Annotated in this window: 24 protein-coding genes and 1 tRNA gene; 4 read left to right on the forward strand and 21 right to left on the reverse strand. The window is 53.8% G+C overall.

Going from position 1 to position 23,950, the window contains the following annotated elements; all coding sequences use genetic code 11:
* A partial coding sequence (locus ACTQVX_RS04385) for a transposase (protein WP_441560309.1) occupies positions 1–616 on the forward strand: 616 nt, incomplete at its 5' end.
* Positions 617–957: 341 nt separating this feature from the next.
* Here ACTQVX_RS04385 and ACTQVX_RS04390 read toward each other — a convergent pair.
* The gene (locus ACTQVX_RS04390) at positions 958–1,542 is read right to left on the reverse strand and encodes a TIR domain-containing protein (protein ID WP_441560311.1); all 585 of its coding nucleotides are present in this window, start codon (positions 1,540–1,542) and stop codon (positions 958–960) included.
* On the reverse strand, positions 1,532–2,338 hold the full coding sequence (locus tag ACTQVX_RS04395; RefSeq protein ID WP_441560313.1) for a macro domain-containing protein: 807 nt from the start codon (positions 2,336–2,338) through the stop codon (positions 1,532–1,534). Before ACTQVX_RS04395 ends, ACTQVX_RS04390 begins: the two co-directional genes overlap by 11 nt.
* Before the next feature lie 385 nt (positions 2,339–2,723).
* Between ACTQVX_RS04395 and ACTQVX_RS04400 the strand changes: the two genes are divergently transcribed.
* Together ACTQVX_RS04400 and ACTQVX_RS04405 are read left to right on the forward strand one after the other, a co-directional pair.
* Complete coding sequence (locus tag ACTQVX_RS04400; protein WP_441560315.1) at positions 2,724–3,680, forward strand: KAP family P-loop NTPase fold protein; 957 nt, start codon at positions 2,724–2,726, stop codon at positions 3,678–3,680.
* Entirely contained in the window at positions 3,680–4,081 is a 402-nt protein-coding gene (locus ACTQVX_RS04405; RefSeq protein WP_441560317.1) for a hypothetical protein, read from the forward strand. The genes ACTQVX_RS04400 and ACTQVX_RS04405 overlap by 1 nt, the downstream gene beginning before the upstream one ends.
* Positions 4,082–4,253: 172 nt before the next feature.
* On the opposite strand, the gene ACTQVX_RS04410 is transcribed toward ACTQVX_RS04405, so the two are convergent.
* From ACTQVX_RS04410 to ACTQVX_RS04500, 19 genes are all read right to left on the reverse strand, one after another.
* A complete protein-coding gene (locus ACTQVX_RS04410; RefSeq protein ID WP_441560319.1) occupies positions 4,254–4,679 on the reverse strand; it encodes a hypothetical protein in 426 nt (141 codons plus the stop codon).
* A gap of 115 nt (positions 4,680–4,794) precedes the next feature.
* Positions 4,795–5,133: an ATP-binding protein gene (locus ACTQVX_RS04415; RefSeq protein WP_441560464.1), complete on the reverse strand. Its 339-nt coding sequence runs from the start codon at positions 5,131–5,133 to the stop codon at positions 4,795–4,797.
* An 11-nt stretch (positions 5,134–5,144) separates the two neighbouring features.
* Positions 5,145–5,528 carry an acyltransferase gene (locus ACTQVX_RS04420; protein WP_441560321.1) on the reverse strand — a complete coding sequence of 128 codons (384 nt, stop codon included), beginning with the start codon at positions 5,526–5,528 and terminating at the stop codon, positions 5,145–5,147.
* A gap of 99 nt (positions 5,529–5,627) precedes the next feature.
* Entirely contained in the window at positions 5,628–6,578 is a 951-nt protein-coding gene (locus tag ACTQVX_RS04425; RefSeq protein ID WP_441560323.1) for a glycosyltransferase family 2 protein, read from the reverse strand.
* A gap of 220 nt (positions 6,579–6,798) precedes the next feature.
* Positions 6,799–8,217, reverse strand: a complete 1,419-nt coding sequence (locus ACTQVX_RS04430) for an oligosaccharide flippase family protein (protein ID WP_441560325.1) — start codon at positions 8,215–8,217, stop codon at positions 6,799–6,801.
* A 15-nt stretch (positions 8,218–8,232) separates the two neighbouring features.
* Positions 8,233–9,501, reverse strand: coding sequence for an O-antigen ligase family protein (locus tag ACTQVX_RS04435; protein WP_441560327.1), 1,269 nt, complete (start codon positions 9,499–9,501; stop codon positions 8,233–8,235).
* Positions 9,491–10,585 (reverse strand): glycosyltransferase, encoded by a 1,095-nt coding sequence (locus ACTQVX_RS04440; RefSeq protein ID WP_441560329.1) that lies wholly within the window; start codon positions 10,583–10,585, stop codon positions 9,491–9,493. Before ACTQVX_RS04440 ends, ACTQVX_RS04435 begins: the two co-directional genes overlap by 11 nt.
* 17 nt (positions 10,586–10,602) lie before the next feature.
* Positions 10,603–11,712, reverse strand: coding sequence for a glycosyltransferase family 4 protein (locus ACTQVX_RS04445; RefSeq protein ID WP_441560331.1), 1,110 nt, complete (start codon positions 11,710–11,712; stop codon positions 10,603–10,605).
* A gap of 1 nt (position 11,713) precedes the next feature.
* Positions 11,714–12,877, reverse strand: a complete 1,164-nt coding sequence (gene wecB / locus ACTQVX_RS04450) for a non-hydrolyzing UDP-N-acetylglucosamine 2-epimerase (RefSeq protein WP_441560332.1) — start codon at positions 12,875–12,877, stop codon at positions 11,714–11,716.
* A gap of 42 nt (positions 12,878–12,919) precedes the next feature.
* On the reverse strand, positions 12,920–13,609 hold the full coding sequence (locus ACTQVX_RS04455) for a TIR domain-containing protein (RefSeq protein WP_441560333.1): 690 nt from the start codon (positions 13,607–13,609) through the stop codon (positions 12,920–12,922).
* A gap of 9 nt (positions 13,610–13,618) precedes the next feature.
* Positions 13,619–14,068, reverse strand: a complete 450-nt coding sequence (locus ACTQVX_RS04460) for a hypothetical protein (protein ID WP_441560335.1) — start codon at positions 14,066–14,068, stop codon at positions 13,619–13,621.
* The gene (locus ACTQVX_RS04465; protein WP_441560337.1) at positions 14,068–15,285 is read right to left on the reverse strand and encodes a polysaccharide biosynthesis C-terminal domain-containing protein; all 1,218 of its coding nucleotides are present in this window, start codon (positions 15,283–15,285) and stop codon (positions 14,068–14,070) included. Before ACTQVX_RS04465 ends, ACTQVX_RS04460 begins: the two co-directional genes overlap by 1 nt.
* Before the next feature lies 1 nt (position 15,286).
* Complete coding sequence (locus ACTQVX_RS04470; RefSeq protein ID WP_441560338.1) at positions 15,287–16,345, reverse strand: polysaccharide biosynthesis protein; 1,059 nt, start codon at positions 16,343–16,345, stop codon at positions 15,287–15,289.
* A gap of 1 nt (position 16,346) precedes the next feature.
* A complete protein-coding gene (locus tag ACTQVX_RS04475) occupies positions 16,347–17,555 on the reverse strand; it encodes a glycosyltransferase family 4 protein (RefSeq protein WP_441560340.1) in 1,209 nt (402 codons plus the stop codon).
* Positions 17,555–18,340, reverse strand: coding sequence for a sugar transferase (locus ACTQVX_RS04480; RefSeq protein WP_441560342.1), 786 nt, complete (start codon positions 18,338–18,340; stop codon positions 17,555–17,557). The genes ACTQVX_RS04475 and ACTQVX_RS04480 overlap by 1 nt, the downstream gene beginning before the upstream one ends.
* Before the next feature lie 55 nt (positions 18,341–18,395).
* Positions 18,396–18,947 carry an antiterminator LoaP gene (gene loaP, locus ACTQVX_RS04485; protein ID WP_441560344.1) on the reverse strand — a complete coding sequence of 184 codons (552 nt, stop codon included), beginning with the start codon at positions 18,945–18,947 and terminating at the stop codon, positions 18,396–18,398.
* 783 nt (positions 18,948–19,730) lie between these two features.
* Positions 19,731–19,806: transfer RNA gene (locus ACTQVX_RS04490), tRNA-Ala, on the reverse strand.
* Between the two features lie 166 nt (positions 19,807–19,972).
* Positions 19,973–20,614 carry a thiamine diphosphokinase gene (locus ACTQVX_RS04495; RefSeq protein ID WP_441560346.1) on the reverse strand — a complete coding sequence of 214 codons (642 nt, stop codon included), beginning with the start codon at positions 20,612–20,614 and terminating at the stop codon, positions 19,973–19,975.
* A 9-nt stretch (positions 20,615–20,623) separates the two neighbouring features.
* Positions 20,624–21,313 carry an HAD family hydrolase gene (locus tag ACTQVX_RS04500; protein ID WP_441560347.1) on the reverse strand — a complete coding sequence of 230 codons (690 nt, stop codon included), beginning with the start codon at positions 21,311–21,313 and terminating at the stop codon, positions 20,624–20,626.
* A 331-nt stretch (positions 21,314–21,644) separates the two neighbouring features.
* On the opposite strand from ACTQVX_RS04500, the gene glgB reads away from it, so the two are divergent.
* Entirely contained in the window at positions 21,645–23,924 is a 2,280-nt protein-coding gene (gene glgB / locus ACTQVX_RS04505; protein ID WP_427729048.1) for a 1,4-alpha-glucan branching protein GlgB, read from the forward strand.
* Positions 23,925–23,950 lie beyond the last annotated feature (26 nt).

Genomic DNA, 23,950 nt, shown 5'->3' on the forward strand with positions numbered 1-23,950 from the left:
GGGATCCTGGACGCGCGCCCACTGGAGGTGGATATCCGGGATCAGGCTCGAGGGGCCCCAGCGCGACGTGCTCGAGTACTACGTCACGGCCGCGAGGTGCGCGGAGTCGGACCGCCGGCAGCTCGAGAAGAAGGTGCTCGCCCTCGCCCGGACCGACCGGTGGCGCCCGGCCGTCGAGGCGCTCTCCTGCATCAAGGGAATCGACACCCTGACGGCCTTCAGGCTCGCAGCCGAGGCGGGCTCCTTCACGAGGTTCCGGACGGCCCCGGCCTTCGCGAGCTGGTGCGGGCTGGTCCCGTCGGAGCGCTCGAGCGGCGAGACCGAGCGGCGCGGCGGGATAACCAAGACGGGCAACCGGCTCGCCAGGACGGCGCTGGTGGAGTCGGCGTGGCACTACCTGACGTGCACGCCCCGCCCGAAGGCCCCGGCGCCCGGCGCGGACGTCCCCGCGGCGATCCGGGCGCGCGCCGACGACTGCACCGCCAGGCTCTGCCGTCGCCGCGAGGCGCTGGCGGCGGCGGGCAAGAGCCCGTGCAAGGCAAACGCCGCCGTCGCGCGCGAGCTCGCCTGCTGGGTCTGGGAGATCGGGCGCCGGGCGGAGGGGACCCTCGGCTGACCCCGTCGGACAACAAGCCTCCCGCCGGGAGGGCCCGCGCCTCGACGCATCGCCGGCGCGCGTTCACGACCCTTTTTTGGGCAGCCCAAGGCAAGGGCCGCGCCCGTGAACAAGACTGGTTTCGGACGAGCGCGCCGGACGGAGAATCGAAATGCGGTGGGGTGCGCGGACATACCGGGCTGACCGCCGGCAGCGCGCCCGCAAGAGCCCGCGGATATTAGCTTGCCAGGCAAGCGTCGACTAAACGTGCAGCGTGCGCGGGCCCTCCCGACGGGAAACGAAAAAGCCCGGTTTAAAACCGGGCCCGAACAAACACGCCTATTGACAATGGCTTTCTCATATTAAAGGATAGCTTCATCCGATAGCGTACAGGTATGACCATGCCGGCTTCGACACTGTGCGTGGGAAGTCTTTACAGAAGCGCTTTTTTTGACCGCCGGATAATCCCAATAGTATTTACCGTCCCTATAATACATCATGGCGACATGGTTTCCGTGGTACCTAACAGCCTCAGGACACTTCAACCTGTCGACCCGCGTGTTGTTATACAGCACCACGATATCGATATCGGCCTCCATGGCCTTATCGCACTCGTACTTGATGTAGCTGCGATAATCAACGCTATGCATGCGGGCACAGCTAGAAGTCCACGCGTTATAGCTTCCGCAATACCGACAGCTTCCCTTAGTCACGGTGTCCGTCGAATCCCCCACGATAAGCACGAAACGTTTGGAATGATCCATTCTCTCTTTCAGCGAGCTCTTTATGCTGCAGGGCAGGCTGGAATCGCGCGACTGCTGTAAATTGTGGGCATCCGTAAATGAAAGCCCCCAATAGTCGCTGTCGTTCCATTTGTGCAGCTGGTCCACAGCATCTCGGTCGCCATCCCAGTCAGCAGCGATGTAGGTCCTCGTCCTATAAACCATCTTTCTCTCCAATCCTATTTTCCCAAGCCTCAATATATCCGTTGACTTCGTATAGCCTCATTCGTGCAGCGGTCTTCTCCGTCAAGACGACCACGACGCCTTCTTTGAAATGTCGCTTCGAAGCCCTCAGGGTACAAAGCATGCAGCGAAGAAGGTCGTCCTCCGAGGGCTTCCCGCCGTCGAACCTGGTTATCCCCGACCCCAGCAGCGGAAGAACGACAGGTCTGCCGGCATACATCCTATCTAGCTCATCCCACATGTTGAGCAGGCATTCCTCATATTCGCCACGGCGAAGGCGTGCTCGGTTTAGTTTGTCCATATGCGTGAAGGCGAGCAGTGCGTACTCGTTGTAGTCCTTGATGGTGCCGAGAGGATAGCGAATCCTACCATCCCCAGCTTTGCAAGGCTCCAACAAGCTCGGCCCCAATTTTTCGACTGTACGCTTGAGGGTATTCCAATCAGCGTACCTCTTGATAAAAATGCCGTTGAGAGAATTCCTTGAAATAACCTTGTCATCGACCTGGATGTCGAAATACTCATCGAACGGGATGACCTTCACTCCGTCCGTAGCAAAAAGGTCGCCAACCACGATGTCGATGTCCATACCGTTAATCGCCAAATGGACCCCGCTCCTGCTGCGACGATATGTGACGACCGCCGCAAGAATGGCTATCAGAATAAAAAGAACAACGAAAACGAAGAGTCTAAACAGACACCCCGAACCCTTCGGCAGCAGATCAATGAGAGACACGCCCACAACCGTCATAATCGTCGAAATTGCACCGATGATTGCCATCGACCATTTGGCGGACTTTTTCACAAGCGACCAAGTAGCTATATAAGCAATTTGTTTTAGCAAACCACATCTTCCATGAAAGCACTTAAATATAGAACGTATGATAGCCGTTTCTCGCGCAGCTAGTTGAGGCTTTTAGCTCTCGCAGCCAATTCATTATCATACATTTGCATTCGCATCTCTGGTCACGAACTCATACGCCCCACACACGCTGCTCTACCGCCCAGGACACCCCCACGGTCCCCGCCAATGCAAACTAAGGTCAAGAGCCACCGCCGCCTCGTATATCAATAAAGCCACATACAATCGCATCGAACGCTTGTGCGATAATACTAGCAATGAAATGAGAACCTCCTCCAGCAACACCACGGAAAAGAGAGCATATATGAAACGATTAGACGAAGAACCCACATGCGAGCTCGCCAGGGAATCACTAAAACACGACCAGCTCGGTCGCCGCGAAATTGTCGCCCAATTTATCCATCTACTTTACAGCGTGAATGGACCCTATTCTCTTTTCATAGACGCCCCTTGGGGAACGGGCAAATCCTTCTTTGTCAAGCAAATCATCGAAACCTTGCGCTTCGGAAACACGAAGATCGACGTGAATGCCCCCTCGGACACATCGATTTTCGACAGCAATCTCATGACCAAGATGAGTGAAGATCCTTTTCTGCCAATATACTTCAATGCCTGGGAGAACGACCATTTCAACGACCCGATTGCCCCGCTATTGGCAACCATAGCAACCATGGCCGACAAGACAAAGGTCTATCAGGAGAGAAACGTTTCCGATATCGCAGCAGGGGCAATAGACTGCGCTTTGTCTTTAGCGGGCCTGAATGCAGGAAAGCTCCTCGAAGCAATCAGCGGGAGCGATTTCCTTGACGCGTTCAGAAAGAGACAGGAGCTGAGGGCGAAAATCGAGGAACTCGTGTCAGCGCTTCTGCCGGAAGTTGCCAATAAGGCTGTACTCTTCATAGACGAGCTCGACAGGTGCCGGCCAGAATTCGCTATGCAGCTACTCGAGCAAACAAAGTCTCTCTTCCTTCAGGATAACATCGTGGTCGTTTATTCAACGGACAGAACGCAACTTGCCTACTCACTCCAAGGGTCTATGGCCAGAATTACGACTGCCAACGATACCTTCAACGCTTCTACGACTACCGATTCGATTTGCCCCGAATCAATCCAAATACGTACCTCGAAGCGAAACAAGCCAACATCCATAGCGGATACTTTTTCACGGAAATATACCAACGGTTTATTGAGCAAAACAACGGAAGCCTTCGCGATTTCAACCGGTTCATCGACAAGCTCAACCAAGGTGTCACCCACATAATGACCGTCTTCGACTGGCAAGGAGACTGGTCAATCTCGTTCTCAAGGAATGCACTTTTGCCGACCTTCCTAACAATGGCGGAATATGAGCCCGAACAATGGGAGCTGGTCAAAACCGGAAAACGCTTCGACCATGTATTTGAGTTCGCAAAAGAGAACGATAAATTCATGGAGTATCTAGGCCGCATCATACTGGGAGAGTGCAAATACTTCGAGAAAGGCGGTGAGCCAACTGATGACATTCGAAATAGATACATCGAAGACTTATGCGCGGAAATCTTCCTCGACAGCGATGATGACCCGAGGCTCAAACGAAGTAGAGGGATGCTTAATATATGTGGCTCGCTCGACAAGAAGACGCTACGAACTTTGATATTTCCCAAGAACGTTATCGGGAAATAGGCGATTAGAAGTGCTTCGCACGAATAATCTGAATTCCGACGCGCATCTCCGGGGCCCCTTTGATTTGCATATGGCGGCGGACGTGGAGAACGAGCTCACGGCGACGCCGCCTGCATCGCTACATCTAGCAAATAGTAGATAGCCATTCTAACGTGTGGGCAGAAGTGCTATCTCAATCGCTAATCAAGCGATGCTTTAATTTCAGAGAGAATAGTAGCGAACAATTTGCTGGGAAACCTCTCAGAGTTTTCCAATTTCGTTTCGAGAATACTCTGGGAAGTTTTCTATTCCTCTTCCTCAGAGAAGGCTGACGGTCGATGTCGATGATGGGCTCGTCGGCCATCTCGGCCGCCTCAGGCGCGGCGGCCGGCTTCAGACTGATTCCCTCCGCCACGGAATCCGACCAGGGCATCAGGGGGTCCAGGTAGGCCGGGTCGTCGGGGTCGCCGGCGTTGGCCATCTCCGCCAGCAACCACTCCACGTATTTGCGCGGGTTCATGACGTTGGCCTTGTCCGTCGTGACCACCGAGTAGATGTCCGCCAAGGACTTCACGTCGCGCGGTGTGTCGTTGAACAGGAAGTTCTTGCGGCCGATCACGGACAGCTTAATGGCCCGCTCGGCCAGGTTTGTGTTTCGTCAAGAGGATTTGAGCAAAAAGAGCATCGGGAATTGAGCAGCCTGAGCATCGGAAGCGCGCACGCTTTTTGAGCGGCTAGCCCTCCTGCATGAGGGCATGGCGGACGCGGTAGGACTCGCCGCGGAACTGGACGAGCCTCCCGTGGTGGACGATGCGGTCGATCACGGCGGCGGCCATCTGGTCGCCCCCGAACACCGACCCCCACCTGCTGAACTCCAGGTTCGCGGTGATTACCACCGACTGCCTCTCGTATGCGTCGGCGAAGACCTGGAAGAGCAGCCTCGCCCCGTCCGCGTCGAGCGGGAGAAACCCGAGCTCGTCGGTGACGAGCAGGCGGGCCTTGCCGATGAGCGCGGCCTCCCGGTCGAGTCTCCCGTCGTCGCGAGTTCTTGAGCTTGATTTATCGCTGGATATAAAACTGTTATCTAAACCAGACGTTTGATAATCTTAGCTGGAACACCACCATATAGACAGTTTGGCTCAAGATTGCCAACCAGGACCGCACCTGCCGCAACGACAGTGCCATCTCCAACCGAAACTCCAGGACATATAGTGACATTCGCGCCAATCCAGCATCCGTCACCTATTCGAACGTCTTTTGCCGAAAGATTACCCGCACGCCTATTGGATATGCCATAGTCATGAGTTATCGTGATAATCGTCGTTCCAAAACCGATTGCGACATCGGAACCGATTATTACATCGCCACCTTTGTTGTAAATTCTGCAATGAGAATTTACAAACGATCCAGGACCCATGAAGAGTCTAGGCGACTCAATATAAATATGAGGTAAGACCCCCCCGAACATCGGCACCCCATAAATTGATAATTACGGTTCGTAGCCGCCCAGGGAATAAGGCGCTTGAAAAAACACTGTTAACGAGGAATCCTATTGGATCCATGCAAATCACCCCGCCCACCTACAAGAAGCAATCCATTTGGAATAATCGCCGTCGCGCAGCGAAGACTCCACGTCAAACCAACGGCCTTTCAGGTCGGTTTTAAGTCCTCGAAACTCTTCGGTTTCATTTATTAGATTAGAGGCGAGTACGAAAAGGGCGACACGCTGCTCATCATTCAAAATGGAAGTGCGATAAAGTAATAGCGGACCAAGTTGTCGCAAAGTCTGATCATAAAGTTCCTGACCGAGCTCAATTCCCAAACGCCGACACCACTCGATCATCTCTTCAATAATCCAATAGCTATCAAGCGACTTATAGCTAGCTTTGCTGGTATTCGTAATTGATCCCGAGTTCAACCGATAACAATAACCAGAATCAGGCACAAAGCGATTTCTAAAACGAGAGTCGATACAATATGCCTGAACGGTATCTTCGAACCAGAATCCCTCGGGAAAACGGATGTCATCCCAAATTCGACGCTGATAGAGCCGCGCCCATGGGCCACCATGAAGACGTTGCTTCTCTACAGAGTCAAGTACCTTGCCATTTGCCATCAATTTTCGGTATCGCCCCGAAATGAAATCGGCATCTCCTTCTGCTAAGGCGCTCCAAAGGTTCGCAATATGCTGCGGCAGAAGAACATCATCTGAATCTACAAACATGAGAGCCCTGCCGCGCGCGTTGTTGATTCCCGTGTTCCTCGCACCAGAAAAACCTCTGTTGTCTTGGCTAATAACACTTACTCGATGGTCATTCGCGGCAAAGTGCTCGAGAATTTGAAGGGTGTTATCCTTCGAACCGTCATTAACGGCAATGACCTCAAACGTACAAGGAGCTTCCTGCGAGAGAACGGAATTAATGCACTCCCCAACATATCGTTCGACGTTATAACAGGGGACAATAACGCTCACATCAACTGAGGCTGGATACTGATATGAAAAGTCACGGCAAAACATACTAGTTGGCCTTGGAGACAATGACATGAGCTCGGCTCTCGCTTCTTCAACGGACGGTAGGCACGCCTTATAACGCCTGGAGTTCACACGAACCGCAACGCCGCCAATAGGCGTTTGCCCAAGTAGTCTCCTACCTTTTGAGAGCCCTTTACTAATTAGTGTCATACAAAGTCTCCAGTCAGTTTTTGATTGTCTCCTAATCCATCTCGCCAACAAATCACTAACATGTCCCCCTAACTAGATGAGACACTTTTTCGACGAGCATTCTGCATTCGGAATGGTTGACGATGGCGTGCACGATAAGCAGTACAACGCAAGTGGTAAAGCACAGCGGGAGAGATAGGGTAGATGCCGAAAGCATAAACATCACAGATAAAGCGAGCGTGCACAAAACAAGTCTTACGTTATGACTCTGATATCTGCATCCTAAATAATGGGCGCCTGCGGCATATCTTACAAAAACGCCGACCAAAGAAGCGACGATGACGGCAAAGGGCGTATGTACGACAAAGAGGACTATTAACTGTGCAGCAACGCAACTGCCCAAGGCAGCCAAATTTAGTAAGAATAATACTCTGGGCTCAGATCTCACCTTCATAAAGGTGACAACAACAAGATCCGCCTGCGCCTCAAAAACACACACAGGGAAAAGAACCGCGAGATATATCAAGCTGTCGTAATATTGAGGTAACCATATGCCGACAAGCCACTTAATAGGCGCATAGAAGAGAAACGCTGCGGGTAGAAGGGCCCCAATCAAATCTCTCATTTGTGAAAAGTAATAGCCCTCACTATCCGCGCCCGCAAGCCTCAAAGCAGGGAACGCAACCATAGCGACCTGCGAAATAAACGTTAACGCGAAGTTGACAATTGATAGGGAAAGGGACACCTCGCCGAAAGCGCTAAGTCCCCAAACATTATCGATTATCAACCTTGAAATACCAATAATGAGAGATCCAGTGATGTTCGCAATTGTGAGCACGAATCCCAACTTTATGGACAGAGCAGTCTCGCGTAAAGCAACTTTAAACGGAAGCAACTCGGCATGAAGAAACGCTCTTCCTTTCCAGAGGCAATAGCATAAAGCGAGCGCCTGAGCCGCAATATATAGAAAAACGTAAGGAAAAAATGATTCCACACGAAACAGCAAACAGACGAAGAGGGTAGCGAGATAAAACCCACGGTTAATTACAGTCGAATATGAGGCGACTCTTGTCTCGTTCATTGCTTGGAAAACATATGAGAAATAGAAGGCCGTATTAGAAAGGAGTAGGTAAGCAGCCGCGGAAACAATAACTAAGGTTCGTCCGCTGTCATTCTCATTAAACAGACCATAAAAGGCGATAAGCAAGGCTGCAATCGTTTGATAAACAAGGCCGACGCACATCTCACTTTTGATGAGCCCCTTATTAATTAACGACTGGTCCTCGCCACCATGCTGTAGATTGACCCCATCGTTAAGACCAAGCTGGAAAAAGCTTACATAACTAGTATAAAAAACAAATAGCTGCCAATATGCGAACTCCTCCACGCCAAGAATCTTCGGCACAAGAAGAGTGGTAAAACAACTGGCTATAAAAGAAACACCTTGAGCCCCGAATGCAGTGATTAGGTCTCTGGCTAATTTCCTAGTATTCAAAAATGCTCCAACCGACTAACGGAACCCAAGTGGCCGTTGATTATCCGCGTATGCAGATAATGCTGCATACGTCTTAACAAGGGCATAGAGTAAGACAAGGTACACGGCCTCGAGCTTCAGAGCGAAAAAGACAACCGTAATATGGGCCACCAGCATTTGCACGATGACGGTGAACCCAATAGTTTTTTCCAGCAAGGGACACCTAAAAGCGTTCTTGAGGATGAGCAGATGCTGCAAATAGTAGATACAAAGACCAATGATTCCAACGCCCGAGAGTATCTCAAGATAGTTGTTATGGCAGAAAGTGTCGCGCAGTAAGACAGCGGCGTAGTAAGAAAATCCGTTGATTCCGTTGCCCCATGCCGGACTTTGTAGCCAGACTTCAATTGCAAGATTCAATAATCCAGAACGTTCTCTTGCCGAGTAATCGACGGTGGAAGAGTAGTTGTCCTGCATCTCTGTACCCGAGAGGTAATGGAACAGTTGCTCGAAGCGGCTCCCAAGCAACTGATACGCGATATCATTATGCATGATAAAATAGCAAAGGCCAGCCAACGCGGCAATTCCGAAAACAATAAGCCCCAAATTCTTCAACGAGAAAAAGCCTCTAGAGTGCTCCTGAATGAACCAAAGAAGGAGAAAGCCTAATACGCAAGAAATTAGCCCGCTTCTCGTTCCGCTGACCAGTACCGTAGTCAAAACCAAGACAGTCTGCACGATGAAGGACCCTCGTCCTACAAGATTCTTTCTCCAACAGTAATAACCTAATGGCAAGCTATAAGCGAGGTAGGCGCACGCTTGATTCGCATCACCAATTACTTCGTTAGCTCTCGAGAGATCGGACCAGTCGAAGGTCAACAATACATAGAGACATGAGACCATCGAGGATACGACAATAAACTTAAGCATTAGTTTAAGATGCCGCTCGTTGTCATATTGCAAATACATAGAGAGAGAAGCCATAAAAAGGGCGATTTGAACTAAGGTCGACAGTTCATGAACGCTTCTCTCAAAACTAACAGTCCAGAATAGCGACAAAGCGCAGAATCCAATAAATCCGAAGAATACAGCAACGACGCCGCCAAGATGGAACTTTCTTCCACGCGCAAGAGAGACAATCTGCGTCGACATAAAGAGCAGAACGCAAATGTTAGTCACAAGATAACCATAATGCTCAGTTTCATAATTAATACTAAAGAGAGTGAGCAAAGAGGCAATGAGGAAAAAATCAGAGAGGAAATCGAAAATATCAATGTCGCGATAACGTGATAGATTATTTGACATTCTGTCTCCGGGTCATGTCAAGTGCAGTATTAAATAAATTAATGTATCCATCAGTCATTGAACTGCAGGAATATTTTGCCGCGGATTTACTGCTTCCGTTCGCAAGTTTCCTTCTCAATGCTGCATCACGGTGCAGTAGCTCCATTTTTGAACAAAAATCGTCTTCGCTTTGTGAGCAGAGTAGCCCATTAACGCCATCAATAAGAACGTCGGGTATTCCACCCACGGAAGTGCATACACTCGGCACTCCAGCTATAAATGCCTCAATAAGGGAAATAGGCAAACCTTCAAACCGCGACGGCAATACAAAGATATCGGCGACTGCAAGATATTCCATAACATTGTCTACGCTACCACGCTGAGTGATATGGTCGCCCATGTGCAACTCGGCTATTAAGTTTTCAATTTCTTTGAATCGAGGTCCATCGCCAAGTAAAGTTAAATGAGCTTCTGGCGCATTCTTACAAAACTTAGCAAATCCTCTGACCAATAAACCATGATTCTTCTGCTCTTCATAGCGACCAATATGAACAACCTCAAAGTGGCTTTGATCCTTTATGCAGTTCTTTGGAAGTTCGCGATCAACACCATTGTAGATAAGGGGGATAGCATCAAGTGGTAAATTGTAGAGACTCGAAACAGACCTTTGAACAATGGGGCTAATCGCAACGGGGATTGCGTCGTTATGCTTATAAAATGACCCCTGAATTACCCTATCAATAAAAGGAAGTTCCTTGTTTGCAATATTATGTACTGTATGAACAACAACAGGAACATCCGCTCTTTTGGCAGCTGTAATTGCATATTTTGCAGTGTGCAGGTGCGTATGGACTACATCAGGTTTTTCAGTCCGAAAGTAGTTCTCAAGCCTGCCGATCATTGAAAGGTCAAAGCCGCGCTTTTTACCCATATATTTAATGGGAATTCCGGCAGCCTCGATATTGTCCGTAATAACGGTATGGTTGTCGAAAAGACTAACAACGCCAACATCTATACCTCTTGAGAACATCCCAAGCGAAAGGCTCTCCACCACACGTTGCCCTCCGCCAAGTCCGAATGACGATTCAACCTCAATCACTTTCATGAAACGTTTCCCCTCAATTACTTTTCATCAGTAAGGTGACGTTCCGATACCAGACGAGTCCAAAGCAATCTATAGCGATTTGCAACAACTGCAATATCGAAATTTTCTTTGACAAATCGTTCGGCACGTTCCCCCAAAGAAGTGCGCAGAACGTCATCATTCATTAATTTTTTCAACCCATCTGAAATCTGAATAGATGACCTCGGTTCAACTAAGACGCCCCTTCCATCCCCCAAAAGATCAGGAAGAGCTCCCACAGATGTAGCAAGTACAGCCTTTCCATACACCATCGCTTCAAGCACTACGTTGGGGAAACCCTCGGAATAGCTAGGAAGGACCAAAATAGAGGCCTTGCAAAGACGCTCCATCGCTTCATCGTGGGACAGTTCGCCAACGAGGGACACACCAGAGTGGCGCGATTTATTAACCAATGCGTCAATTCGATTGGAATCATAGGGTCCAACAAGCGTCAATTGCCAATCAGGAAATGCCGTAGAAACTGAATCCCAGGCATCCATTAGCTCACGAATCCCTTTTGTTTCAACAACCCAGCCCAGAAATATGACTGTATTTTTACTTTCACCCCTAGTCTTGCGGCAAACGTCCTTCAATTTGTAAACATCGACAGGATTCCCGATATATACAACTTCACAAAGACCAGTATCACGAATAGATGACTCCGTCGCCCGATCGATTGCAATAGCAGTAGTGCACAGCCTGAGTGATGCCCTGAGCAAAGATGCCTCAAAACCGCCAGAGGCAAGTGTTTGAGGAATTTTTCCATAATGAACATGATAGACGGCGGGGATTTTAGCCCTACGTGCAATTTCCAGCACTAAAACATCTCGAAACAACCCAAGGCCACCGGATGTTGTTACATGAACAATATCCGGTGAATCCCTTTTCAGAAGACTCTTAAACTCACGAGAAGCCCTAATCGCAACAGCCAAGCCGCCAAAAATCCTGTCAAACAAAGTTCTTCCGTCAGCTGTACGAGATTTTGGCGAAGTATTAATCACATAAATCTGATCCTTACTCGCATTCTCCAAGTAAGCGATGAGCATTTTAGACCAGTTGGTAATACCTCCGTAAGGAGGGGGCGTAGGGCAAACGAAAGCTATCTTCATGTTAAAGACTCTTCCTCCACACCATCTTGTCAACCACGCCGGTGTAGCTCTGGATGATCTTGACCACCTTGGTGGACACGGACTCGTCAGCGTAGTCGGGAACGGGCGCCTCGGGCAGGGACCCCTCCGCGTCGAGCTCGACGGCGGTGTGGACAGCCTGGAGCAGGCCGCGCTCGCTGATGCCGGCCAGCGTGAAGCAGGCCTTATCCAGGGCCTCGGGGCGCTCGGTAGAGGTACGGATGCACACCGCCGGGAACGGGCGGCCGATAGACGCGAAGAAGCTGGACTCCTCGGGCAGGGTGCCGGAGTCGGACACCACCGCGAAGGCGTTCATCTGCAGGCAGTTGTAGTCGTGGAAGCCCATGGGCTCGTGCATGCGCACGCGCGGGTCGAGCTGGAAGCCGGTGGCCTCCAGGCGCTTGCGGGAGCGCGGGTGGCAGGAGTACAGGATCGGCATGTCGTATTTCTCCGCGAGCGCGTTGATCGCGGTGAACAGGCTCGTGAAGTTCGCCTCTGTGTCGATGTTCTCCTCGCGGTGGGCCGAAAGCAGCATGTAGCGCCTGGGCTCCAAGCCGAGCTCGGAGAGAACATTCGAAGCTTCGATCTTGTCAAGGTTCGCGCGCAGGACCTCGGCCATGGGAGAGCCGGTGACGTAGGTGCGCTCCGGGGCGCAGCCGGTGTCCTTGAGGTAGCGGCGTGCATGCTCGGAGTAAGCCAGGTTGACGTCGGAGATCACGTCGACGATGCGGCGGTTGGTCTCCTCGGGCAGGCACTCGTCCTTGCAGCGGTTGCCCGCCTCCATGTGGAAGATGGGGATGTGCAGGCGCTTGGCCGCGATGGCGGACAGGCAGCTGTTGGTGTCACCCAGGATGAGCAGGGCGTCGGGCTGGACCTGCACCATCAGCTTGTACGAGGCCGCGATGATGTTGCCCACGGTCTCGCCCAGGTCGGCGCCCACGGCGTCCAGGTAGACGTCGGGGTCGGCGAGCTCCAGGTCGCGGAAGAAGATGCCGTTGAGCGTGTAGTCGTAGTTCTGCCCGGTGTGCGCCAGCAGGCAGTCGAAGTGGCGGCGGCACTTCTTGATGACCTCGGACAGTCGGATGACCTCGGGGCGGGTGCCCACGATGATCAGCAGCTTCAGGCGGCCGTCGTCTTTGAAATTCACAGTTTTGACGCCTTCTTTATTTAGCATGGGTTTCCCTATCGGTTAGAAGGTTTTGTGGATGTCGAAGGAATCGATGCGATCCCTTCTGTCGTAAGCAGCACTAATATATTTTTCAGGATCTGCGGTGAAATCGGCCCACTTGACGGCTTCGATATAGCTGGCCTCACCGTACCAGATTGTATCGCCGCTTATGCATGACCTTGAATCAGGTACCTTCTTGTTGAACTTATTTCGCCTGATGATTTCAAACAACTGGCCCGTCTTGTGCATGATGCAGCCGTTACTGCAGCAAAACCTGCTCTCGAGATAATAGCCGTAGGCTCCAGTACTGTCCGGAATGACAATCGCGAGCATCGCATTGGTTCTGCTCACGACAGACTGCCCGGAGGAATTCCGCCTAGATGTCTCCTTGAGAGAGAAGGAAACTTCCCAGGGAATCCACTGGCTGTGCTCGTCCTTCAGCGCATCTTTCATCTTCGGGGAGATCATGACGATGGTGAGGGTGCTGTCGTAGATGCGGTCCCTGAGCTTTTCCCGGATCGTCTCCTCTGAGTATGTCGACAAGTCTTCGCCGTCGGACTCTCCCTTGTATATATGGTCGGTGCTGTCGAGGTAACCCTCGAGCAGGTCGACATAATCCCTGACGGTCGAGTTACACCATGGGCTGTTATTTAGGTTCTCGACGTTGTCGTCGGCGTATTTATAGGAAACGAAAATCTTCCTACCTGCCATATGGACCCCCTAGCCCAGAAGAACGAGCATCGATGTCGCCACGGAAATGCACGACAGAATTAAGTAGAAGCCCAGGACGGACCAACTGAAGTAGACGTCCCTCTTTCGCGTCTCTTCGCATATGCGCGGAGCAGGCAACACCATGTCGGCGCTGAATTCGCGGCCAGCGTTAACAACCTCTCGATACAAAACCCTATACTGCCGTTCCAGCTGAAGATATTTACCATCGAAGAGGGAGAAGGCGAAAGAGCTTACCGCCTGCAAGAGGAGGCACAGGGGATAGCTCTTCTCATTCAGGGAAGACTGCTGGAACAAGGCGAGCTGAGCGAGGAGGAAGGCGCAGCAAGAGCCCTTAATCGCACAGGAATAGTTGGACATTCTCGCGATGTTCGACTGGATGAAGGACAGGTACGTGCCTTTATCCAGTTCACATTTGATGAGAGACGATTTCTTCCCCACTAGACCTCCTCGTAGTAGGTGTCGGGGCTCTCGGGGTCAAAGGGCTCGTTGGCCCACATGACCGTCACGAGGTCCTCGGTGTCGGATAGGTTGGTGATGGAGTGCGTGTAGCCGGGGATCATCTCGACCACGCGCATGTCGGAACCCGAGACCACGTACTCGTCGACGGGGAACGGGTTGCCCTCGGCGTCCTCCCCCACCTTCCTCAGCTTGATGGAGGCGGTGCCGGAGACCACCAGGAACCTCTCCCACTTGCTCATGTGCCAGTGGTTTCCCTTGGTGATGCCGGGCCTGGACACGTTGATAGAGACCTGCCCGCGCTCAGGCGTGCGCAGGAACTCCGTGAACGAGCCGCGCGAGTCCATGTTAGGCCTGAGGCTATAGGCGAAGTTGCCCGGCTCGTAGTAGGACAGGAACGTGCTCCAGAGCTTCTTGGAGAAGGAGCCCTCGGAAAGGTCGGGCACCGAGAGCGTCTCGCGGCTGTCGCGGAAGCTGCCCAGCAGGTAGACGATCTCGCCCAGGGACTTCACGTCGGTACCGGGGACGTAGCAGAACTCCTCGCCCTCCACGCGCTCGAGCCCGTCGTAGCCGCAGCGATGCTCCCGCCCCAGCAGGGCGCCCAGCATCTCGTCGACCAGGTCGTCGATGTAGAGGAGCTCAAGCTCGACGGAGGGGTCGCTGACGGTGTAGGGGCGGCCGTTGGCGATGGCGTCGCAGAAGGTCGCCACGGCGGAGTTGTAGCGCGGGCAGCACCACTTGCCGTAGAGGTTGGGGAAGCGGTAGATGAGCACGGGCGCGCCGGTACGCTCCGAGTACTCGCGGAACAGGCCCTCCCCCGCGAGCTTGGACTCGCCGTATACGGAGCCCTCGAAGCGGCCCGACAGGCTCGCCTGCGCGGAGCTGGAGAGCATGACGGGGCACGTGTTCCCGTGGCGCTCGAGGGTCTCCAGCAGCGTGGAGGCGAACCCGAAGTTGCCCTCCATGAACTCCGCCCGGTCCTTGGGGCGGTTGACGCCGGCCAGGTTGAAGACGAAGTCGGCGCGGGAGCAGTAGTCCTCCAGCTCGGCGGGCGCCGAGTCGAGGTCGTACTCCATGACCTCGAGGGGAAGGAGTGACTGGTATTTGGTTCGGCGGTCCTTGCCGTCCCTTATGTTCTTCAGCGCGCAGCAGAGGTTCCTCCCGACGAAGCCCCTGGCGCCTGTGACGAGGACGCGCACCCTACTGCACCGCCTCGTGCTCGCGGCCCTCGAGCGCCAGCTGCACGTACTCGGCGGTCTTGATCTTGGCGATGGTGCCCTCCACGTCGAGCCTCTCGGTGTTGTGGGAGGTGTAGGACTCGTCGGCCTGGGTCTCGACCTCGCCGTCGACGACGAACTTGTCGTAGTTCAGGTCGCGCGAGTCGCAGGCCACGCGGTAGTAGCCGCCCATGTCCTCGGACCTCAGCCGCTCCTCGCGGGTCATGAGGGTCTCGAAGAGCTTCTCGCCGTGGCGGGTGCCGATCACCTGGGTGCCCACGCGGCCGAAGACCTCCTGCACGGCCTCGGCGAGGTCGCCGATCGTGGAGGCCGGCGCCTTCTGGATGAACAGGTCGCCGGGGTTGGCGTGCTCGAACGCGAACTGCACCAGGTCCACGGCCTCGTCCAGGTTCATGAGGAAGCGGGTCATGTTGGGGTCGGTGACCGTGAGCGGCTCGCCTTTCCGGATGCGGTCGATGAAAAGCGGGATGACGCTGCCGCGCGAGCACATGACGTTGCCGTAGCGGGTGCAGCAGATGGTGGTGCGGCCGGCGCCGTTGCGGGCGTTGGCGTAGATGATGGACTCCATCATGGCCTTGGACTTGCCCATGGCGTTGATGGGGTATGCGGCCTTGTCGGTGGAAAGGCACACTACGCGGTCCACGCCCTCGTCGATGGCGGCGTGGAGCACGTTGTCCGTGCCGATGACGTTGGTGCGCACGGCCTCCATGGGGAAGAACTCGCAGGAGGGCACCTGCTTCAGGGCGGCGGCGTGGAAGATGTAGTCCACGCCGTGCATGGCGTCGCGCACGCTCTGGGCGTTGCGGACGTCGCCGATGAAGAAGCGCACCTTGGACGCGAGCTCCGGGGACTTCTCCTGCAGGCGGTGGCGCATGTCGTCCTGCTTCTTCTCGTCGCGCGAGAAGATGCGGATCTCGGCCAGGTCTGTGTTCATGAAGTGCTTGAGAACGGTGTTGCCGAACGAGCCGGTGCCGCCCGTGATCATCAGGGTCTTGTCTTTGAAAGCAGTGGTGTTTGTCATATTATTCCTCCATTAGTTCCGCAAGAAGAGCCTCGAGCCTGTCGAAAAACAACTTCTTTGTGAAATAGCGCTCGTAATAAGCTTTTGCGTTATTACCAAGCTGCTCTGTGTCGGAAAGTCCAGCAAATTGCGAGGCAATTCGTGCAAGGCCTTCGGCATCTTCGATATCGCAGCAGAATCCGCAATTTGCCTCATCGATTACACGTTTGGTTTCACCTGAAAGCGCGGCCAAAATTGGTTTTCCAGCGGCCATATAAGTTGTTACTTTTCGAGGAAGGGTGTACGTGGCCATGGGGCTGTCTTCAAACGTAACAATCATTGCATCAGAAGCACCGTAATACTTGGGCATTTCCTCAATTGGCTTGCGGCCGTGGAACACAATGTTATCTAGGCCTAGTTCCGAAGCCCTCGATTTACATTGCTCCAAGCGTGACCCAGACCCAACAATATGAAAAACGAGGTCCTGATCTTTCTGAGTAATGCTGGCGGCTTCGACAATGGTTATAACGGACTGCGCTTGTCCCACATTGCCGGCAAACGTTAGATTGATTTTCGATGAGTCGTAGCCTTCGCAGGAGCACTTAGCACAGCTGGAAAAGGCGTCGTCAGCGTATTGCGGTAGGTATGCCGAGGGCTCACGATTAATTCCAAGTCTTTTTGAAAAGTATTCGTCAAACAAAGGTGAGGTAACGGCGATACGATCAGACTGCCTATAAATCCTTTTCGAGACAGCTTCCATCCATTTGTAAGGCAACGAGGATTCTGAAAAACCACCAGCCGTAAGACTCACGGGCCACAAATCAAAGCAATACAACAGCATCTTTTTATGATGCTTGCGAGCATAGACAAGACCGGGATCCACCTGCATAACGGGTGAAAACTGATACCCAAGGACAACATCAAATTCTTCATTTAGCGTTCGAGCAAGCCGATTTGCGTTATGCCAGAAAGAGATATAGTTCTTTACGCGATTGAGCGCACCAGTTTTTCTAGGTTGCAAGTTGGCACGATAAATGGTCACGCCATTATGGTGCTCAATCCGCTTATGTCCACTTTTATACTCTTCTGGAATGTCCGAGTTGGGCATTCCGGTGTTCGGAAGACCGGTGATAACAGAGACGCTATGGCCTCTATCAACAAGCTCCTCGCATACATCCGAAGTGTTAAAGGGCTCCGGCCAATAGTGCTGACAGACAACAAGTATCTTCATTAGCGCGCACCGTCGCCAGTGCTCACAACGCCAAGCGTTTTGAGCATGATCACTACGTCCATCTTGATGTTTCTTGCTTTTATGTACTGCAGATCGAACAGTACCTTTTCGCTTGGAAGCAGGTCATAACCGCCTGTAACCTGGGCAAGGCCAGAAATGCCCGGGCGCACCATGGTGCGGTAATGCCAGCCGTGGATACGTTTCTCGAACTCCTCACAGAACGCAGGACGCTCGGGGCGCGGGCCTATAAGACTCATATCGCCCTTAAAGACATTCCAGAACTGCGGAATCTCGTCCAGACGCGTTTTACGCATGATCTTGCCAAACGGCGTTACTCGTGGGTCTTCATCCTGTGCCCACTGAGCGCCCCGAGACTCCGCATCGGTATACATGCTGCGGAATTTATAGATGTTAAAAACCTTGCCGTCTTTGCCAACGCGGCGCTGGGCATAAATAACGGGGCCCTCGGATTCGGATTTAATCTTGACCGCAATGACTGCCATGGGGATGGCGAGAACAATCAAGGCACAACCACAGGAAACAACATCAAAGGATCGCTTAATAAAGCGATAGAACAGTCCACCATTAACGACAGGCTTTTCCAATTCAACAATGTCATTACCGGGCAGTAACTTCTCCAACACATCCGCCGGAATACCGTTCTCGGTTAACTTCGGTTCGTGTTTTCCCACATTATGGAGCTTAGCGGCCTCGCGCCTATTCTCATTTGTTAGAGCAATAACTGCTGCATCCCCCATTTTGTTTTCTTGCACAATTTCCTTCAAACCTACGTCCCCGCCCCCGGGGATCCTCCCTGTCCCGTTAAACAGTCGCCCGTACTTAGGCGATCGCCTTTTTAAGGTTTCGCATTGCGCGCTGCTCGGCCGAAAGCAGGGCAAGGCCAACGCGCGTAGTTACGCGTCGACCGCACAGGTCGAGCTCCAAATAAGCAGTGCTCTTGCGTCTGTTAATGGTTTTGATAAGGCCTTCGTGGCCCAGCAGCGGACCTGCCGTCACTACGACCTGGTCGCCGTCTTTTAAGGCCTCGCTCATGGGCACTACGCGGTCTCCCGCATGAGTAAAGCTGCCAATAAGCTGAACCTCTTCTTTTGCCAGCGGCACAAACTGACCGTCCTGGGATAGCACCCGGGCAAAGTCGTCCATGCGCAGCAGATATTGTTGCACGATGCAGGGATCTGCCGTATCGCAGATAAGATAACCGGGAAAGAGCGGCTTGGTCGTATTGACCCATTCGCCGTGTACCTTGATCTCGGTTTGAAATTGGGGATAAAAGAGCTCCTGCATGGCGCCCGCAGGCACCACGCGCTCGATGCGCTCGCGAATTACGTCTTCGCGACCGTTAATGACCTGAATCACATACCACACGAGCACCACCCCCTTGCTGTCTTACGTGTGGCTCACGGGGTTTAGGTATGGCTTCGCCAGAGCGCTTGTGCGCGAAGGCGCTCCATATTCAAACCCTGAGCCCAGTTAGACAAGCGCGTGGCTCTGCCCCACCGTGAACGGTATGTATAAGTGCAGTTGCTAGAGACGCGGACGTGTATCGCAAAATGACCGCGACCCCAGCTGGCTGCGTGCGATCCAGTCAAGCGGGAACAAAAACTGGATCGCACGCAAACAGCTGTAGGACTGATGCGATGAGTCATGGAATCTCGAATCGAAAGAACAGCTTGCCCGTAGACAAAAACAAAGCATTTCGATGCGAAACGCATGACGACTATTGGAGCTCGTGGTTTATTCTGGCACCGCCGTTACGGCCGGATGCTGATCGACCCTGCGCTTTGCGGCTTGCTGGAGCCGTGAGCACAGTTGAACCCATGTAACCTTAGTTATCCTAGCACAGCAGGTAGCCCATACGTTTTGGGGTATGTTGAGCAACATATTGGTTACTTGCCGTGGTTATGGGGGATATTGTGCCGCCTTGCACACATTGCCGCAGGTTTATAGGGGTGTATGGGTTGGTGAGCACTGCCTGAGATGTATTACTGGCGGCGTGAATTGCTCAAACTATTATGTTTGGCTAACAAACTTTGTACAAAACGGGGAGGTAATTGCGCAACTTTTTACAGGTTGATGCGAGCGTCACTTTGGTTTGTAGTGTGGACACGTATGAAAAATAGGCCTTCGGTTTTCCGAAGGCCTTTGCATTCACGATGGTGGAGACGAGGGGGATCGAACCCCTGACCTCTTGACTGCCAGTCAAGCGCTCTCCCAGCTGAGCTACGCCCCCGTGACGAGGAGATACTATAGGGGAATGTTTTGCTTGATGCAAGAGATTTTTGTTGAAACTTTTTCTTACGGGTTTTCCTGGGACGGGGCTGAATTGACTGATTTTGACTTCGTCAAAATCAGTCAATTAACCCACCGTCCCGATAAAACCCTCACGCGGCGATGCCTCACTTGTAGAGGAAGGCGATCGCGATGCCTTGGTGGACTTGGATCTTGGCCGTTTTCCTTACGACATTAGAGATGCCCGTGTCAGCTAACAGGCCTAGAGGGCTGTGGTCCAGTTCCCACTCTAGGCCGTGTTCGCTTACTACTGTCCCAGGGGCTACGGAAATGATGGAGAAGGTTTTGCCCTCGGCACCCTCGATGGTCCAGGTCTCGTCCTGGTGCAGGATTCTGGCCGTCACTTCGTCTTCTTCGATCCAGACGGGGGCGTCCGCATAGCCTGCCAGTAGCCCTAACACAGACAGGGCCATGTCCGGGCGACCGCCGGTGGCGCAGGTCGCAACCACCTCGGCGCCCGGCCAGCGACGTCGGACCGAATCGAGTGCCAACGCTAGATCGGTATAGTCCTTGTAGGGGTCGTGACCCTCTACCTCAAAGGCCTCGGCGGTATCGACCAACGCGCGACCGGTGTCGCTCACCGTGTCGGCATCTCCTACATACACGTCGCAACCCAGGCCAGCGCCTAGCAGCGCGTCGAGCCCGCGGTCCACGGCGACAACGTGGTCGCACTCCCCCGCTAGTCGACGCAACAGATCCGCGCTCGCCACCACCGGTGAGCCGCAAACAACTAATACTTTGCAAGCCACGGCCCTCGCCTAGCCCTTAAACGCAAGCACACGGGCTCGATCCAGGTCCTCATAGCTATCGATAAAGATATCGCAGTTGTCGCGAACCTCGTCGCGCTCCATACGGCCGTGCGGGTCATAAATGCCCACGCGCTTAAAGCCTGCAGTGCCAGAGCTCTTAAGGCCAAAGACGGCGTCCTCAAACACCCACGCGCGCTCAAACTGGTGACCGTGGCGCTCCTCAAGGCGGCGCAGCGCCAGCTCGTACACATCGGGGAACTGCTTGGAGCGGCCCGCCTCGCCCGTCGTGGTAATAAACTCCATATAGGCGTCGAGCCCCGCACCCGCGAGTGCGGACTGCACCAGCTCGGCCGGCGTGGACGTGGCCACGCACATAGCAATGCCGGCCGACTTCGCCTGCTCCAGAAACGCGAGGAGCCCCTCGCGCGGCGGCACCTTGGAGTAGCCATCGATCAGGATGTCACTCAGCTCGTGATACAGCTCCTCGCCATTTTCGCCAATGCCCCAGGTGTCGTGATAGGCCTGGCACTCGTCCTCGAGCGACAAATGCTCAAACTGGGCAAAATCGTCAACCGTTACATCAATGCCGTGACGGTGCAATAACTCGGGCTGCGCATAGCCCCAAACGGGGGTGCTATTTACCAGTGTGCCGTCGCAATCAAAAATAAAAGCAACATTAGAGGCGGCTGTGTGGTTCATTCGCAAACCTTTCAATGTCAAATGGTAAACAACCTGCTAAAAACGTTTTACCAAACGTAAATCTACAAATCTTGAAACCCTAATTGGTAAAACTGTCAAGAGTTTTACCATCGCAATTCTGTCAGTGGCATAAACATGGCGCTCACCGATTAAACGCCACCGTAAATCCACTTTCGTCCATAAAAGTAACGGACAGGTGTTATTGTGGTTTTTGCCGAAAGTTCCACCGTGCACGCGAGGTGGGACGACTCATAGAGCTATCGCCGTCCCTTCGATTCGTGCAGCCTTGGACCTTTCGCATCTAGTCACCAAGGCAACACGCTGCCGCGTCATGATGGGATCAAACGTGAGCGATACAAAGCTAAAGCCAGCAACCAAAAAGCCCGCTACCCGTAAAGCCGCCCCGCACGCACCGGAGCTCACCAAGGACGATGTCTATCTGTTTGGCATTGGAATGTGGGAGCGCAGCTGGGAAAAGATGGGCGCGCATCCCGACACGCAGCAGCGCACGCGCGGCTGGCGTTTTTGCGTTTGGGCGCCCGACGTTAAGAGCGTCCACGTTATCGGTGAATTCAACAATTGGGACGAACAAGCCAACCCGCTGGTGCCCGTACACACGAGCGCTATCTGGGAAGGCTTTATTCCTGGCGCCGAGCAGGGCCAGCTCTATAAATACCTCATCGAGACCAACGAGGGCGAAAAGCTCTACAAGGCCGATCCGTACGCCTTTAAGGCCGAGTGCCCTCCGGGAACGGCGAGCGTGCTGTGGACCCTCGATGGCTACCAGTGGAACGACGCCGCGTGGCTCAAGCGCCGCGCCGGCCACAACCACATGTCGCAGCCGCTCAACATCTACGAGGTGCATATTGGCTCGTGGAAGCGCCACGGAGACGAGCCACAGGGCGAGCCGGACGAGTACGGCAACTACCCCGGTCCCATGGACCCCTTCCCTGCGCAGCGCGGCGAGTTTTACACTTACGACGACCTGTCGGTGGAGCTCGTGGACTACGTGCGCGATATGGGCTACACGCATATCGAGGTCATGCCGCTTATGGAGCACCCCTTCGATGGCTCCTGGGGCTACCAGACGACCGGCTACTTTGCCGCCACGTCGCGCTACGGCAACCCGCAGCAGCTCATGCACTTTATCGATGCGTGCCACGAGGCGGGCATCGGCGTGATCATGGACTGGGTGCCCGGCGGTTTTTGCGCCGACTCCCACGGCCTTGCCACCTTTAACGGCCACATGCTGTTTGAGCACGAGATTCACCCCAACTGGGGCACGCACAAGTTTGACTTCGCCCGCGGCGAGGTCCGCTCCTTCTTGGTCTCCAACGTGCTGTACTGGATCGAGAACTTCCATGTGGACGGCATTCGCATGGACGGCGTGTCCAGCATGCTGTACCTCAACTTTGGCATTGACGATCCTGGCCAAAAGAAGTTCAACAAGTACGGTACCGAGGAGGACCTGGACGCCAGCGCGTTTATCCGTCAGGTCAACTGCGCTGTTGAGGCGCACTACCCCGACGTGATGATGATGGCCGAGGAGTCCACCGCGTGGCCGCTGGTGACCTATCCGCCGCAGGACGGCGGCCTGGGCTTCCACTACAAGTGGGACATGGGCTGGATGAACGACACCCTGCACTACATGCAGACCGATTTTCCGTGGCGCCCCGGCAACCATGGCTTGCTCACGTTCTCCATCATGTACGCCTTTACCGAGAACTTTATCTGCCCGCTGAGCCATGACGAGGTCGTGCACGGCAAGTGCTCGCTCATCGGCCGCATGCCGGGTGACTGGTGGCGCCAGTTTGCCGGCCTGCGCACGCTCGCCTTCTACCAGATGACGCACCCCGGTGCCAAGCTCAACTTTATGGGCAACGAGATCGGCCAGTTTATCGAGTGGCGCTACTACGAATCTATTCAGTGGTTCTTGACCGAGCAGTATGAGACCCATGCACACCATCAGGCGTTCATTAAGGCGCTCAACCACCTGTATACCGCCGAGCCCGCCCTGTACGAGCGCGGCTACAACGACGACGGCTTTACCTGGATCGACGCGGACAACTCCAAGCAGTCCATCGTGAGCTTTGTGCGTCAGGGCGAGAACGTCGATGACGACCTCGTGATCCTGATCAACTTTGACCCGGCGGCCTACGAGAGCTTCCGTGTGGGCGTGCCGCGTGAGGGCGACTGGGAGGTCATCTTTGACTCCGACCGTCCCGAGTTTGGCGGCAGCGGCTATGCTGGCGAGGAGCCCTACACCTGCTCGAGCGAGCCCTATCCCTGGAACGGGCAGATGGACTCCATCGAGATTAAGGTGCCCAGCCTGGCAGGCGTGGTGCTTAAGCGTCGCGGCCCCAGCAGCTATAAGCCGCCCGTGGTCGAGGAGCCCAAGAAGGCGACCCGCAAGCGTGCGTCCTCGGTAAAGCCCAAGCCAGCGGCCGCCAAGAAGGCTCCGGCCAAGGCGAAGGCTACGACGACCAAGGCCAAGGCTAAGGCCGCAGCAAAGCCCGCTGCCAAGGCTACCGCGACCAAGAAGCCGGCTGCCAAAAAGGCCGCTACCAAAGCCAAGTCTGCTTCTGTTAAGTCATCACCTAAGGATGCGTAACAAAGCCGTTACAGCTGTAATTACCC

Origin of the sequence: Collinsella sp. LCP19S3_A6 (assembly GCF_052122015.1) — a bacterium.
In the GTDB taxonomy this organism is placed as follows: domain Bacteria; phylum Actinomycetota; class Coriobacteriia; order Coriobacteriales; family Coriobacteriaceae; genus Collinsella.